This window comes from Macrococcus epidermidis (genome assembly GCF_003259695.1).
GTDB lineage: Bacteria > Bacillota > Bacilli > Staphylococcales > Staphylococcaceae > Macrococcoides > Macrococcoides epidermidis.
In genome coordinates, this window is the sequence record NZ_PZJH01000001.1 from 982,661 (window position 1) to 996,664 (window position 14,004).

The 14,004-nt window shown below is 34.2% G+C and carries 16 protein-coding genes; 2 read left to right on the top strand and 14 right to left on the bottom strand.

What is annotated here, in order from left to right:
* The 13 genes from recN to BHU61_RS05215 all read right to left on the bottom strand — a co-directional run bounded on the left by recN (position 1) and on the right by BHU61_RS05215 (position 11,895).
* Positions 1–1,668: a DNA repair protein RecN gene (gene recN, locus BHU61_RS05155; protein ID WP_111715135.1), complete on the bottom strand. Its 1,668-nt coding sequence runs from the start codon at positions 1,666–1,668 to the stop codon at positions 1–3.
* Between the two features lie 14 nt (positions 1,669–1,682).
* Positions 1,683–2,135: a transcriptional regulator AhrC/ArgR gene (gene ahrC / locus BHU61_RS05160; RefSeq protein ID WP_099578398.1), complete on the bottom strand. Its 453-nt coding sequence runs from the start codon at positions 2,133–2,135 to the stop codon at positions 1,683–1,685.
* Between the two features lie 96 nt (positions 2,136–2,231).
* Positions 2,232–3,065 carry a TlyA family RNA methyltransferase gene (locus BHU61_RS05165; RefSeq protein WP_111715136.1) on the bottom strand — a complete coding sequence of 278 codons (834 nt, stop codon included), beginning with the start codon at positions 3,063–3,065 and terminating at the stop codon, positions 2,232–2,234.
* Positions 3,052–4,938 carry a 1-deoxy-D-xylulose-5-phosphate synthase gene (gene dxs / locus BHU61_RS05170; RefSeq protein ID WP_111715138.1) on the bottom strand — a complete coding sequence of 629 codons (1,887 nt, stop codon included), beginning with the start codon at positions 4,936–4,938 and terminating at the stop codon, positions 3,052–3,054. The genes BHU61_RS05165 and dxs overlap by 14 nt, the downstream gene beginning before the upstream one ends.
* Positions 4,939–5,032: 94 nt before the next feature.
* Entirely contained in the window at positions 5,033–5,893 is an 861-nt protein-coding gene (locus BHU61_RS05175) for a polyprenyl synthetase family protein (protein WP_111715140.1), read from the bottom strand.
* The gene (gene xseB / locus BHU61_RS05180) at positions 5,886–6,080 is read right to left on the bottom strand and encodes an exodeoxyribonuclease VII small subunit (protein WP_255724882.1); all 195 of its coding nucleotides are present in this window, start codon (positions 6,078–6,080) and stop codon (positions 5,886–5,888) included. Before xseB ends, BHU61_RS05175 begins: the two co-directional genes overlap by 8 nt.
* A gap of 15 nt (positions 6,081–6,095) precedes the next feature.
* Complete coding sequence (xseA, locus tag BHU61_RS05185; RefSeq protein ID WP_111715143.1) at positions 6,096–7,421, bottom strand: exodeoxyribonuclease VII large subunit; 1,326 nt, start codon at positions 7,419–7,421, stop codon at positions 6,096–6,098.
* A 7-nt stretch (positions 7,422–7,428) separates the two neighbouring features.
* Complete coding sequence (nusB, locus tag BHU61_RS05190; RefSeq protein WP_111715145.1) at positions 7,429–7,821, bottom strand: transcription antitermination factor NusB; 393 nt, start codon at positions 7,819–7,821, stop codon at positions 7,429–7,431.
* A 44-nt stretch (positions 7,822–7,865) separates the two neighbouring features.
* A complete protein-coding gene (locus BHU61_RS05195; protein WP_111715147.1) occupies positions 7,866–8,213 on the bottom strand; it encodes an Asp23/Gls24 family envelope stress response protein in 348 nt (115 codons plus the stop codon).
* 88 nt (positions 8,214–8,301) lie between these two features.
* Positions 8,302–9,648, bottom strand: coding sequence for an acetyl-CoA carboxylase biotin carboxylase subunit (accC, locus tag BHU61_RS05200; RefSeq protein ID WP_111715148.1), 1,347 nt, complete (start codon positions 9,646–9,648; stop codon positions 8,302–8,304).
* Position 9,649: 1 nt separating this feature from the next.
* Positions 9,650–10,129: an acetyl-CoA carboxylase biotin carboxyl carrier protein gene (gene accB / locus BHU61_RS05205; RefSeq protein WP_111715150.1), complete on the bottom strand. Its 480-nt coding sequence runs from the start codon at positions 10,127–10,129 to the stop codon at positions 9,650–9,652.
* A 128-nt stretch (positions 10,130–10,257) separates the two neighbouring features.
* A complete protein-coding gene (gene efp, locus BHU61_RS05210) occupies positions 10,258–10,815 on the bottom strand; it encodes an elongation factor P (protein WP_096076375.1) in 558 nt (185 codons plus the stop codon).
* A 24-nt stretch (positions 10,816–10,839) separates the two neighbouring features.
* Positions 10,840–11,895, bottom strand: a complete 1,056-nt coding sequence (locus BHU61_RS05215; protein ID WP_111715152.1) for a M24 family metallopeptidase — start codon at positions 11,893–11,895, stop codon at positions 10,840–10,842.
* 92 nt (positions 11,896–11,987) lie between these two features.
* Between BHU61_RS05215 and BHU61_RS05220 the strand changes: the two genes are divergently transcribed.
* On the top strand, positions 11,988–12,578 hold the full coding sequence (locus BHU61_RS05220; RefSeq protein ID WP_111715153.1) for an LXG domain-containing protein: 591 nt from the start codon (positions 11,988–11,990) through the stop codon (positions 12,576–12,578).
* A 69-nt stretch (positions 12,579–12,647) separates the two neighbouring features.
* Here BHU61_RS05220 and BHU61_RS05225 read toward each other — a convergent pair whose 3' ends face one another.
* Entirely contained in the window at positions 12,648–13,490 is an 843-nt protein-coding gene (locus tag BHU61_RS05225) for a lipoate--protein ligase family protein (RefSeq protein WP_111715155.1), read from the bottom strand.
* 121 nt (positions 13,491–13,611) lie between these two features.
* On the opposite strand from BHU61_RS05225, the gene BHU61_RS05230 reads away from it, so the two are divergent.
* On the top strand, positions 13,612–13,995 hold the full coding sequence (locus BHU61_RS05230; RefSeq protein WP_096076370.1) for a rhodanese-like domain-containing protein: 384 nt from the start codon (positions 13,612–13,614) through the stop codon (positions 13,993–13,995).
* The last annotated feature ends 9 nt before the right edge of the window (positions 13,996–14,004 follow it).

Genomic DNA, 14,004 nt, shown 5'->3' on the forward strand with positions numbered 1-14,004 from the left:
TTACTTCTTATTTTGATTGATTAATTCAGCTGCATGTTCTAATGTGAGTGGTGTCACTTCAACACCTGAGATCATTCTTGCAACTTCTTTTATGCGTGATTCTCCATCGAGTTCAGTTACTCTTGTAGTCGTCCTGTCATCTTGTTCTTTTTTCTCGATATAAAGATGATGATCACTAATTGCAGCAACTTGTGGCAAATGTGAGATACAGATAACCTGTATATGTTGTGAAATATCATACATTTTCTCAGCCATTTTTTGAGCGACTTTCCCAGAAACACCTGTATCTACTTCGTCGAATAAAATTGCTGTCTTGCCTTTAGATTCTGCAAATATACTTTTTAACGCAAGCATCATACGACTTAGTTCTCCACCGGATGCTATTTTCTCAAGTGGTTTCAATGGTTCACCTTTATTTGGACTAATCATAAATTCTAAAGATTCAATACCAGTTGCAGTTGGTTCTGTCTTTGTAAATGCCATTTCAAAGTTTGCACTTTTCATCTCTAAATTATGAATTTCATCCAAAATTTCATTGCGCAGTGTTTGAGCTACTCTACGTCTTGCTTTGCTTAAATCATTACCTAGTGATAAAAGTTTTGACTTTGTCTGTTGTATTTCGTTCATCAATTGAGTAGTGGATTCTTCAATATTTTCAATCGTATTAATTTCTTTTTCTAACTCATCAATAAAAGGTATCAGTTCATTAAGAGGTTTTCCATACTTACGTTCCAGAAATTGTATTTCATTCATACGCGTCTCTAACTGATTAAGTTCATTCTCATCATATTCATTTTGAGTCATTGCATCATGTAATGCATGTTTCGCATCATCTAATATATAATATAGTCCTTCAGAGTCTTCTAATGTCTTACTAAACTTGTTCGGAATAATTTCATCCACTTCTTTAAGTGATGCATTAAATTCAAATAGTAAATCTAATATTTGATTCTCTTCGCTTAATAGATTGACTGATTTCGTTAAAGCATCATTAAGTTTCTCATAATTCTGCAGTCGATTAATTTCTTCTGTTAACGTTTCTTTTTCTGAGGCGATTAATTTCTTCTCACTTAATTCTTTATGCTGATATTTTATTAAATCTAACCGTTGTAACAATTCTTCATCTTTTTGCTGTAAGTTTTTCAGTTCATTCGTTTTCTCAACATATTGTTTAAATGTTGTCTTGTACTCCGATAGTAATGTATCATAATTACCTTTTGCATAATCATCTAATAATGTCAGATGATATTTTGGTTTTAATAGTGTCTGTGTTTCGTGTTGGCCATGAATATCCAAAAGCTCTTGCATGATACTTTTTAATTCTGTTAATGTTACGGTCTGATTATTGATCTTACATATGCTTTTACCCGTCTTTAAAATTTCACGTTTAACCAACATAAAATCATCTAATGGAATATCTTTTTCAATGAGCATATCCTTTACACGAGGATTATGGTCTATATCAAATATACCTTCAACAATCGCCTTATTCTCACCATGACGCACTAAATTCTGACTTGCACGCATTCCGATAAGTTGTCCGATTGCATCGATAATGATTGATTTACCTGCACCAGTTTCTCCACTAAGTACTGTTAAACCATCTTTTAATTCAATTTCTAATGCTTCGATTATTGCAAACTGTTTAATAGATAACGACAAAAGCATATAAAATCCCCCAATTAAAGCATGTTAAAAATACGTTCAGTAATCACTTCTCCTGCTTTTTTATCTTTACAGATTAATAGACAAGTATCATCCCCACAAATCGTACCGATGACTTCTTCCCATTCTAACTGATCTAAAATAGCACCGATTGACTGTGCATTTCCAGGTAAAGTTTTTAAGATAAGTAAATTGTCAGCACTATCCAATTTAACAAATGAATCCATTAAATAGCGTCCTAATTTATCAAGTGGATGGTATTTTCTATCTCGAGGTAATGAGTAGATATATTGGCCACTAGGTGTGGGTACTTTAATTAATTGTAATTCTTTTATATCTCTAGAAATAGTTGCTTGTGTTACATTTAAATTATATTCATTTAATTTCTCAACAAGATCTTCCTGTGTTTCTATTTGTTGATTGGAGATGATCTCTCTGATTTTAATTTGTCGGATGGTTTTATTCGCCATACCTACGCCCCCTTGTTCCTGTATAATTATACAAATTATTTTAGCATACATACAATTTATTGTATACGAAAAAACCACCGAATTTCCCCCGGTGGTTTAATCATTTAATATGTTAAATGCTTGTTCTACAATCATTGCTGTTGATTGTGACTGATTTTTATCAAAGGTAACATCGTTAATAATTTTATCATTATCAGTAATAACTTGACCATGTAATAAATATTCAATATTTCCTTTTTGACCTGTAATTGGTGAAAAGGTAATACCATTGACTTGAATATTCAGTTTCTTACATAGCTGAATCATTTCATCTAATACTCGGATATGTTCATCTTTATCGTGAACAATTCCTTTATCAACAAATTCATATCTTGCTTCAAATTGAGGCTTAATGAGTGCAATAATTGTAGCTCCGGGTTCTACTATTTCAACAAGTTTATTGAGAATCATCGATAAAGAAATAAAACTTACGTCTATCGTAATAAAATTCGGTAAAGGATCAAACTGTACTTTCGTCACATATCTAAAATTTGTCTGTTCCATCACTGTAACTTTATCATGAATGCGTAAACGATAGTCTAATTGATTCGTACCGACATCCAAAGCATATGAATGACGAGCGCCATTTTGTAATGCACAGTCTGTAAATCCACCAGTTGAAGATCCGATATCAAGATGAATGACATCAATTAAATTTAAATCAAAATAGTCAATTGCTTTTTCAAGCTTATATCCACCACGACTTACATATTTTTTTCGGTTATCTTTCACGCGGATTTTTGCAGTTATAGGATTAATTTTCTCACCTGCAGTGTCAATGCGGATATTATCATTAAAAATGAGCCCTGCCATGACAGCACGCATAGCGGCATCTTTTGTTTCATAATAGTCATGTTCAACGAGCCAATCATCAATTCTAATTTTTTTCATATTTACGCTTCAGTGATTGTTTTATTTCATTGATAATATTCGCCTTTGAAATTCCGATATCATTCAGCAATAATTCTACATCACCATGTTCAATATATTCATCGTCAATACCGATTCGTTTAATATCTATATACTGATGTTTATCATTGAAGTAATTGACGATTAATGATCCAAAACCACCACTCAACATTGACTCTTCAACTGTAATTATCGCTTTATCTTCCTGTGCAATCTTATCCAGATAGTCTGTATCCAGTGGTTTAATAAATCGAGCATTAACCACCTCAATAGTGATACCTTCTTTTAATAGTTCATCACGCACTTCTTCAATAAGTTGTAATGTCGGTCCGAAACCTAGTACTGCGACATCCTCACCATCATGAAGTGTTTCCCATTTACCATAGGGTATGGGTTGCAAATTATCATCAACCTCTACACCAATACCATTACCTCTTGGATAACGTATCGCAATAGGTCCTGAGTATTCATAAAATGCACTATGCAGCATATGACGTGCTTCATTCTCATCTTTTGGCATCATAATTGTAATATTTGGCATATGACTTAAGAATGGTATATCAAAGACACCTTGATGTGTTTCACCATCTGCACCAACAAGACCTGAACGGTCAATACCAAATACAACATGTAAGTTTTGACGATCAACGTCATGTAACATTTGATCATAAGCACGTTGTAAAAATGTTGAATAAATTGCAACATAAGGTTTCATGCCATTCGCAGCTAGTCCAGCCGCCATCGTCACTGCATGCTGTTCTGCAATACCAACGTCAAAGAATTGATCCGGTAATTCTGCCTGAAACCTCGTCAACTTACTTCCTACAGGCATCGCTGGCGTAATTGCAACAATATGTTTATCATTTTCTGCAAAACTTTGTACCGTGTCACTGAAGATTTGACTCCATGCGGGTGCTTTTGAGCTACCTTTTACCTGTTCACCAGTTTCTAGTTTATATGGTCCTAATCCATGCCAAGTCCCTATTTTATCGTTCTCAGCAGGTCGATAACCTTTACCTTTTTTAGTAATAACATGAACGATAACCGGACCATTAATACGTTTAGATGTCTCAAAAGCTTCTTTAAGATCATTAAAATTATGCCCGTCTACCGGCCCGACATATTTAATGCCAAGTTCTTCAAAGAATACACCTGTAACAACAAGATATTTCAGACTATCTTTAATGCGATCAGCTGAATCTCTTAACTTATGACCACCCGGTAATTTACTCAAGAAACCATCAATATCAACTTTTGCTCGATTATAATTTTGATTTGTACGTAATCGACCGAACATATTGTGCATTGCACCAACATTTGGTGCTATACTCATCTCGTTGTCGTTTAAGACAATCGTCATATCTGTTTTATCATGGCCGATATGATTTAATGCTTCTAGTGCCATACCACCCGTTAAAGCTCCGTCACCGATAATCGGCACGACATCATAATCTTCACCTAGAATATCACGCGCTTTCGCCATTCCAATTGCTGCTGATAATGACGTTGAAGAATGACCTGCTTCCCATACATCATGTGGACTTTCATTTAGTTTTGGAAATCCACTTAAACCTTTGTATTGGCGTAAAGTATCAAATTTCTCTCCACGGCCAGTTAAAATTTTATGAATATATGCCTGATGCCCTACATCAAAGATAAGTTTATCCTGTGGACTGTTAAAACTTCTATGCATAGAGATTGTTAATTCTACAACACCTAAATTTGCCCCGATATGTCCCCCGGTAATTGCACATTTCTCTATAAGAAACTGACGAATATCGCTACTTAATTCAACTAACTCATCATCTGTTAAATTTTTAATAAACGATGGATCTTTTATTTTCGATACATCCATGAATTCCCACCTACATCTCTCTTACTTTAATATGTTTCCTATTATATCATTGTTTACGAATGCATGAAAAATAAAAAAAGCCCTGCAAAGGCTTTTATTTGTTTCTATTGACAATAAAATCAATTAATTCTATAAGCGGCGCTTTGTTTAAAGTAATATTGCCAACAATTTCTACCGTCTCATTATAGATTTCATTTAGTCTTTGTTTAGATACTTCTAGACCAATTAGAGAGACGTATGTGCTTTTTGCATTTTCTACATCACTTCCAACAGCTTTTCCGATTGACTCGAAATCACCTTCTACATCTAAAATATCATCTTTTATCTGAAACATTAATCCAATATTTCTTCCTACTTTATCTAGTGACGACAGAAGATCATCTTTCTGTTCCAGAATAATACCAGCAGCATAGATAGATGCGTGAATTAAATCTCCTGTTTTATGATGGTGAATGGTCTCTAAAGTCATCATATCAATTGATTTATTTTCGCTCTCCATATCAAGCATCTGTCCTGCGACCATACCTTTTGACCCGGCAGCATCTGATAATAACGTTAGCAGTTTTATTTTAGTTACGTCTGAATAATTGCTTGATATTATTTGATGGAAACTATCAGTTAATAATGCATCTCCTGCTAATATCGCAGTCGCCTCACCGTACACTTTATGATTTGTGAGCTTACCTCTACGATAATCATCATCATCCATTGCTGGAAGATCATCATGAATCAATGAATAAGTATGTATCATTTCAACCGCCAAGCCAAATGCTAATCCATCATTAGGATTACCACCTAGACTCTCAAGCGTAGTCATTAACAGTAACGGACGTACACGTTTACCACCCGCTTTAAGCGAATAGACTATCGAATCATTTAATTGTGAAGACACAGCTTTTTCTTGATAGAGTTTATCGATTGCATCATTAATCGTATCAATATATGCCTTATTCATTAGTATCTGCCTCTTGAAGCTTTGCAATTTTCTCCTCTGCTTCTTTCAGTTTATCCTGACATGCTTTAGATAATTTCACACCTGCTTCATAAAGTTCTATCGATTTTTCAAGAGACACATTTTCATTATCAAGTTGTTTAACTATCGTTTCTAATTCATTCATCATCGTTTCAAAATCTTTAGCCATGAAAGACACCCCTAGTTATTTCTTTTCAATTATTTCACTGATTAGCTTACCATCCTTGATTTCAACTTCTAACATATCACCAATGTTAACATCATCTACAGAACGCACAATCAAATCATTATGACGTGTAATACTATATCCTCGTAATAATGTTTCTGTTGGACTTAAGCTGCTGAGCAGTGCCAATCGAGATTGAAATGCTGTTTGTTTCATTGACATCATATATTGAATTGTTCTATTCATTTGAAGATGTTTATTCTCAATATCTTTTTGAAGTTGACTGACTTTATCCTGTAAAGTTTTAGGCGTAATAAATTGTGTCAATGTTGATGTACGATGCTTTTGTTGTTGCAGCATCGTATTCACCAGGTACTTCATATTATTCTGAATTTCATCGATTCGCTGAACCTTTTGTTCAACAAGCATATATGGATTCTTAAAAATATAATAATTCTCAAGCTGATTTAAGTGCTGCATTTGATGTCGTAATATATTGTTCATTTTATGATTCATGAATTCACGTGCTTTATTAATCTGCGCATCTAATTCACGGACGTCTGGCGTTGCAAGAACGGCCGCTCCAGTAGGCGTTGGTGCACGTAAATCTGCTACAAAATCTGATAATGTTGTATCCGTTTCATGTCCTACTGCTGAGATGATTGGTGTGCGTGCATTATAGATGGCTTCAACAACAATGGATTCGTTAAAAGCCCATAAATCTTCGATTGATCCTCCACCACGTCCAAGAATAATTACATCAGCATCGATAGCATCTGCCTGTTCAATATTTTTTACGATATCTTCTTTAGCACCTGCACCTTGTACAAGTGTTGATATATACGTTACTTCTGCTAGAGGATATCGATTATTTAAAGTAGTACGTATATCCTGTACAGCCGCTCCTGTACTTGCTGTAAGAACTGCAATATGTTTCGGATATTTTGGTAAAGCCTGTTTATGTTCTCTATTAAAATATCCTTTTTCCTGAAACTCTTTTTTAAGTTGTTCAAATTTCTCATATAATAACCCAATACCATCAAGCGTCATCGTATTAACATACAATTGATAGTTGCCTCGTGCTTCATAGGATGAAACGCGACCGGTAATAAGTACACTATCTCCCTCTTTAGGAGTAAAAGATAATTTACTGGCATCACGACTAAACATCATACATTGAATAATGGCACCATTATCTTTTAATGCAAAATAATGATGTCCACTGGAATGACGCTTATAATTTGAAAGTTCACCTTTAATATAGACCTCCTGTAAATAAGGGTCTCTATCAAACTTTACTTTTATATATTTACTTAACGCACTTACCGTTAAATACTTTTCCATATCATCACTACGCTTTATTTTTTATTATTTCACTTAAAATACCGTTGATAAATTTATAGCTGTCATCATCACTATAAGTTTTCGCTAAATTTACCGCTTCATTGACAACTACTTTTTCAGGTGCATCAGTGTATAGCAATTCATAAGTACTCATTCTTAATATGATACGATCTATCTTATTGATACGGTCAAGCGTCCATTGTTTAAGATGCGGTGATATATTACCATCGATTTCTGTTTCCTGAGCTTTCACACCACGAACGATTGATTCACAAAATTCATCCTTTAGAGGCGGTTCAATAATAAATGCTGTTGCTTCTTCAATTGTAATATCATGTTCTTTTGTTTCTAATTGAAATAATATTTGTACTGCATGTTGTCTTGATTCTGTTCTTGACATATGTTTCTCCTTCAAAAATTTAGAGGATGCAAGCATCCTCTAAATTAATTTTCTTTAAATTTTACATTAATGATATGCACATTGATTTGTTTCGGACTAATCGCAGTCATATTACCTAATGCATTTTTTATAGATTGCTGTACTTGTGTTGCCGTCTTAGAAATTTTTGTACCATAGTCGAAAGCACAGTATGCATCGATAATGATATCTTCACCCTTAACTTCCACGTTAACACCTTTTTGATTTTTAACGCCTAATTTATCGAGAGATTTGTTCTTTTGAACAAGTGATACACCTTTGACTTCAGATACGGCGATTGATGCGATGACTTCAATTACACTCGGTGCAATTTCAACTGTACCTAAATTGCCTTTTTTATTTGTTTCAATCATTGATATATGCCTCCCATCTCATATTAATACTATAACATGTTTTAAGTATAATATTAAATGCAAAATAAAAAAACGCATAAGCGCTTTTTTATGAAAGTATTTCATTTTGTTCTAAAAACTTCGTACTATATTTATTAGATTTAAAAATATCATTTTCCATTAATGCAAGATGGAAAGGTATCGTCGTATCCACACCGGTTACAACAAATTCATCTAGTGCACGTTTCGCGCACTCAATCGCTTCAGCGCGTGTTGGTTGATGTACGATTAATTTGGCCACCATCGAATCATAAAAAGGTGGGATTTTATAGTTCGTATAACACGCTGAATCTATTCTTACACCGTACCCACCTGGCACAACATATTGTGTAATTTGACCTGGAGATGGCATAAAATTCTTATAAGGATTTTCTGCATTAATTCTAAGTTCAATGGCATGTCCTGACATCTTAACATCATCCTGTTGTATTGTGAGTCTTTCCCCTGCGGCAATTTTTATCTGCCATTTCACCAGATCAATGCCTGTCACCATTTCAGTAACTGGATGTTCAACCTGAATACGTGTATTCATTTCCATAAAGTAAAATGCTTTCGTTGCTAGATCATAGATAAATTCAACCGTACCAGCACCTTCATAGTTTACAGCTTCAGCTGCACGCACTGCTGCCTGACCCATTGCCGTTCTTGTCGTGTCATCTAGAATCGGTGAAGGTGATTCTTCTACAAGTTTTTGCATACGACGCTGAATGGTACAATCTCGCTCTCCGAGATGTATTACATTACCGTATTGATCGGCTAATATTTGGATTTCAACATGACGAAATTCTTCAATAAATTTCTCTAAATATAACCCTGGATTACCGAAAGCTGTAGCAGCTTCTTGTTCAGTCATCATATAACCATTGCGGAGTTCTTCATCATTTCTTGCTACACGAATCCCTTTTCCACCGCCACCAGCAGTCGCTTTTAAGATAACCGGATAACCCATATGATTCGCAAGTGTCAATGCATCTTCAACACTTTCTAATAATCCGTCACTGCCAGGAACAACCGGAACATCAGCTTTTATCATTTCTTTCTTGGCTACGTCTTTGATACCCATTTTAGAAATAGAATAGTGGCTCGGTCCAATAAATTTAATTTGACATGCTTCGCACATTTCTGCAAAATTTGCGTTCTCAGCTAAAAAACCATATCCAGGATGAATACCATCGCAACCTGTAGAGCTTGCGATCATTAAAATATTCGGAATATTTAAATACGAATCTTTCGATTGTTTCGGTCCGATACAATAAGCTTCATCAGCAATTTGAGTATGTAAGGCATCACGGTCTGCCTCTGAATAGACAGCTACTGACTGTATATTTAACTCTTTTAACGCACGAATGATTCTTACTGCTATCTCGCCACGATTTGCGACTAATACTTTCTTCATATTATTTCACCTTAAATAACGGTTGTCCGTACTCAACCATTTGTCCATCTTCAACAAGAATTTCTACAATCTCTCCTGAGATTTCAGCCTGAATTTCATTAAATAATTTCATTGCCTCCAGAATACATACTGTACTGTCAGCATTGACTTTATCACCGACACTCACGTATGGTGCACTTTCAGGTGAAGGTGATTTATAGAATGTTCCGACCATTGGTGCGTTAATCGTCTTGCTAGTATCTATATGTTCTGCCTGTGTTATAGCGTTTGTTTGAGGTTGAGATTGTGTTTGTGACTGTATTTGCTGTGTAGGCATAACTGGTGCTGATGGTACTTCATATGTTGTAGTAATTGGTGTCTGTACTATTTCTTTTTCTTTTTTGATAACAATTTTATATTCATCCTGCTCTAAATTTAATTCAGTTAATGTTTTTGATGCGTCTATTAAATCTACAAGTTTTTTAATATCTTCAAATTTCATGATGTACCCCTTTTTTTATACAAGATTTTATGACTAGTTACTAATTTATTTTATCCTAGTGGTCAGACCAATACAAGAAAAAAATAAAAGACATGCAATATGTGCATGTCTTTATTAAAATTTATTGCTTATCCACGTGATACATATGAACCGTCAGTAGTATTGATAATTAATTTATCACCTTGGTTAACGAATAAAGGTACGTTTAAAGTATAACCCGTTTCAACAGTTGCTTGTTTTGTTGCCCCTTGAGCTGTATCACCTTTAATACCAGGTTCTGTTTCTGTTACTTCTAATGTTACAGTGTTAGGTAATTCAACACCTAACGTTTCTCCTTCATACATTTGGATATGAACTTCCATATTTTCTTTTAAGAATTTTAATTCGTATTCAATCGTGCTTTCTGGCAATTCTAATTGCTCATAAGATTCATTATCCATAAATACATGTTGATCACCTGAAGCGTATAAATATTGCATACGTTTATTATCGATTTGTGCTTTACCAACTTTTTCACCAGCACGGAATGTTTTTTCCTGAATAGCACCAGTACGTAAGTTACGTAATTTCGAACGTACGAATGCAGCACCCTTACCTGGTTTTACGTGTTGGAATTCAATAACTCTCCAAATCCCGTTATCTACTTCAATTGTTAAACCTGTCTTAAAATCGTTTACTGAAATCATTAAATTTCCTCCTAATTATCTTTCTTATAAAATAATAAGGTCTTTTGTTGAATGTGTAAAGCGCTTTAGTCCATTTTTTGTAACTAAAACATCATCTTCAATACGTACGCCACCTAAACCATCGACATATATACCTGGTTCTAATGTTACACACATGTTTTCTTCCAGAATATGAGGTGATTTCGAAGATAACATTGGTCCCTCGTGAACTTCTAGCCCTATGCCATGCCCTAATGAATGTCCAAATTTTTCTCCGTAACCGTAAGATTCAATCACATCTCTCGCAATTTTATCAGCTTCTATCCCTGACATACCCATCTTAATCTCATTTAATGCTTTCATCTGTGATTCTAATACGATGTTATAAATCTTTACCATTTCTTCACTAGGATCACCAACAGCAATCGTACGTGTTATGTCTGATATGTAACCATTATATATCGCACCGTAATCAAATGTAATCATCTCACCAGACTGAATCACTTTATCACTCGCAACACCATGCGGTAATGCACCACGCAGACCACTTGCAACAATTGTATCGAAAGAAGAACCCGTTGCCCCTAGTTCACGCATTTTCATCTCCATTAAGTTATTAACCTGCATTTCAGTCATACCAGGCTTCGTTACTTGTAAGATATACTCAAAAGTTGCATCAGCGATATCGGCCGCTTTCTGGATGATTTCAATTTCGTGCGGCTCCTTTATCATTCGAATACGTTCTACTTCTCCAGCAACATTAACAAGTTCATAATGATTGCTTAATAAGTTTTGATGTTGCTGATATGTAATAAGATCTCCCTCAAATCCAATAGATTTATAGCCATATGTTTCTATCAACGTGCGAATCTCATCAAGTATCGGTTGACTATGTTTAACAATTTCAAATGCAGATGCTTGATCAGTAGCCTGTTCAATATATCTAAAATCTGTTACTAAAATTTTCTTATCTCTAGAAATGATTAAAGCACCGCTTGAACCTGTAAATCCAGATAAATATCTTCTGTTATACTGTGATAGTACAATAACAGCATCTAATGATTTATCATCTAACAATTGATTTACTTTTTCAAATTTCATATTTTTACTTCCTCTCTATATATAAGCTTTTTTATAACATTATATATATGTTAACATATATAAAGACACTATTTGAATTGAGGCGTAACAAAATGAAAAAAATATTTTTACTATTATCGACGAGTCTATTACTAACTGCTTGCGGACCTTCAGAAGCAGAACAACTTACGAAAGAAAAGAACACTTTATCTAAAGAAGTTGAGCATTTAAAAGAAAAAGTTGAAAACGAAAAAACGAAACATATTTCTAAAAATAACACATTGAATAATATAGAAAATGAACTCAAACAAGCTAAAAGTGGCAATACAATAACAAATGACTTGTACACTCAAAACTTTAAAGCATACACTACTCAATTAGCTACTGCATTTAAAACATACTCTGACATTGAAGGTAAGATTGATCAACTGAAAGGAGATGCGATGGTGTCAGATCGTTTATCTGAAGTAAAACAAACGATCGATGATGCGGTTCAAACATATGAAGCACCATTTAAAAAAGCGAATCCACCTAAAACGTTTGAAGATATCCATGACCAGATTCAGGATGCTAACAAGCATATGAAAATAGCGATTTCTAAGATTGAAAAAGGATATGATAAAAAGGATAAGGCACTTGTTTCAGAAGGAAAAGCTACCTTACAGAAAGTAATCGATCAATTCAATGAAATACAGTTCCAATAAGAAAACTGGTATGATTCCTTAAATGAATCATACCAGTTTTCTTATTTATAAATGCATGACTTTAAGTAATCATTTTCGATATGTCCACGCATTGCTTTTATATTTTTCCATTAAACGATTCGTCTCATCTCTTAATGCATCGTTCATTTCAAAAGGAACTAATTTTTTATTTAAACCTTTTTCAAAACCTTTAAAGAATGCTTCTTCCATCATTTCTATCGTTATTTCTTTATCTGTTAGATCCTGTATACTGACCGCCTTAGAATAAAAGGCTTTTTTCATCTTATCTTTAAGTCTCGGATTTTGATATGTAAATAAGTCAAAAAGCTCGTCAACGTCAATGGACTGCAAAATAGAACCATGTTGAAGTATCACACCTTTTTGACGGGTTTGTGCACTGCCAGCAATTTTACGCCCCTCTACAACCAGTTCGTACCAGCTAGGTGCATCAAAGCAGACTGAACTTCTAGGATCTTTCAGTTTAGCGCGTTGTTCTTCTGTTCTGGGAACAGCGAAATAAGCATCAAAGCCTAAATCAATAAAACCTTCGAGTAGACCTTGAGAAATAACACGATAAGCTTCAGTAACAGTCTTCGGCATTTCAGGATGCGCTTCAGGTACAATAACGCTATATGTAAGTTCTTTATCATGTAGTACACCACGACCGCCTGTAGCACGTCGTACTAAACCATATCCTTTTGATTTTACCTTTTCTAAATCAATTTCTTTTTCTATTTTTTGAAAATAACCGATTGAAAGTGTCGCAGGATTCCATCCATAAAATCGAATAACAGGAGGCAGCTTACCTTCTGAAACAAAATTAAGCAATGCTTCATCCAACGCCATATTAAAATAAGGATCATTTTGCTTCGTATTTAAAAATAACCATTCTTCTTTTTTACTATTTTCCATCTCAATCAAACTCCCCAACGTAATCACACAAAATAAAAATAAAATAAAAGTAAAATAACTTTGAAATCATATGATTTTATTACTATAATAAATCTATGATTATAAAAGGAGGACTACTAAAATGACGATGTGGTATATTTTAGGAATCGTACTTCTTGCTTTGTTAGTTTACATTCTAATTAATTACTCTATCAATCGTAAAGCTGTTACTGAATTAAGTCAAGATGACTTTAAAAGCGGTTTAAGAAAAGCGCAGGTCATCGATTTACGTGAAAAAGCAGATTATGATTACGGACATATTAACGGTGCAAGAAACATTCCTATGACAATATTCAGAACGAGAATGCTTGGGTTACGTAAAGATCAACCAATCTACTTCGTAGATGCAAATGGTATCTCAAGTTATCGTGCAGCGCGCATGCTGAAAAAACACGGCTACAATAATCTTTATATGCTGAAAAATGGCTATAAAGACTGGAAATATGATTTAAAAGTGAAAAAATAATTTTATAAT

Coding starts and splice junctions, on each gene's coding strand:
- BHU61_RS05230 (WP_096076370.1), top strand. CDS start 13,612: ATGACGATGTGGTATATTTTAGGAATCGTACTTCTTGCTTTGTTAGTT.
- xseB (WP_255724882.1), bottom strand. CDS start 6,080: ATGGCTAAAGATTTTGAAACGATGATGAATGAATTAGAAACGATAGTT.
- efp (WP_096076375.1), bottom strand. CDS start 10,815: ATGATTTCAGTAAACGATTTTAAGACAGGTTTAACAATTGAAGTAGAT.
- xseA (WP_111715143.1), bottom strand. CDS start 7,421: ATGGAAAAGTATTTAACGGTAAGTGCGTTAAGTAAATATATAAAAGTA.
- accB (WP_111715150.1), bottom strand. CDS start 10,129: ATGAAATTTGAAGATATTAAAAAACTTGTAGATTTAATAGACGCATCA.
- BHU61_RS05225 (WP_111715155.1), bottom strand. CDS start 13,490: ATGGAAAATAGTAAAAAAGAAGAATGGTTATTTTTAAATACGAAGCAA.
- BHU61_RS05175 (WP_111715140.1), bottom strand. CDS start 5,893: ATGAATAAGGCATATATTGATACGATTAATGATGCAATCGATAAACTC.
- BHU61_RS05165 (WP_111715136.1), bottom strand. CDS start 3,065: ATGAAAAAAATTAGAATTGATGATTGGCTCGTTGAACATGACTATTAT.
- accC (WP_111715148.1), bottom strand. CDS start 9,648: ATGAAGAAAGTATTAGTCGCAAATCGTGGCGAGATAGCAGTAAGAATC.
- dxs (WP_111715138.1), bottom strand. CDS start 4,938: ATGGATGTATCGAAAATAAAAGATCCATCGTTTATTAAAAATTTAACA.
- BHU61_RS05215 (WP_111715152.1), bottom strand. CDS start 11,895: ATGAAATTTGAAAAAGTAAATCAATTGTTAGATGATAAATCATTAGAT.
- nusB (WP_111715145.1), bottom strand. CDS start 7,821: ATGTCAAGAACAGAATCAAGACAACATGCAGTACAAATATTATTTCAA.
- recN (WP_111715135.1), bottom strand. CDS start 1,668: ATGCTTTTGTCGTTATCTATTAAACAGTTTGCAATAATCGAAGCATTA.
- ahrC (WP_099578398.1), bottom strand. CDS start 2,135: ATGGCGAATAAAACCATCCGACAAATTAAAATCAGAGAGATCATCTCC.
- BHU61_RS05220 (WP_111715153.1), top strand. CDS start 11,988: ATGAAAAAAATATTTTTACTATTATCGACGAGTCTATTACTAACTGCT.
- BHU61_RS05195 (WP_111715147.1), bottom strand. CDS start 8,213: ATGATTGAAACAAATAAAAAAGGCAATTTAGGTACAGTTGAAATTGCA.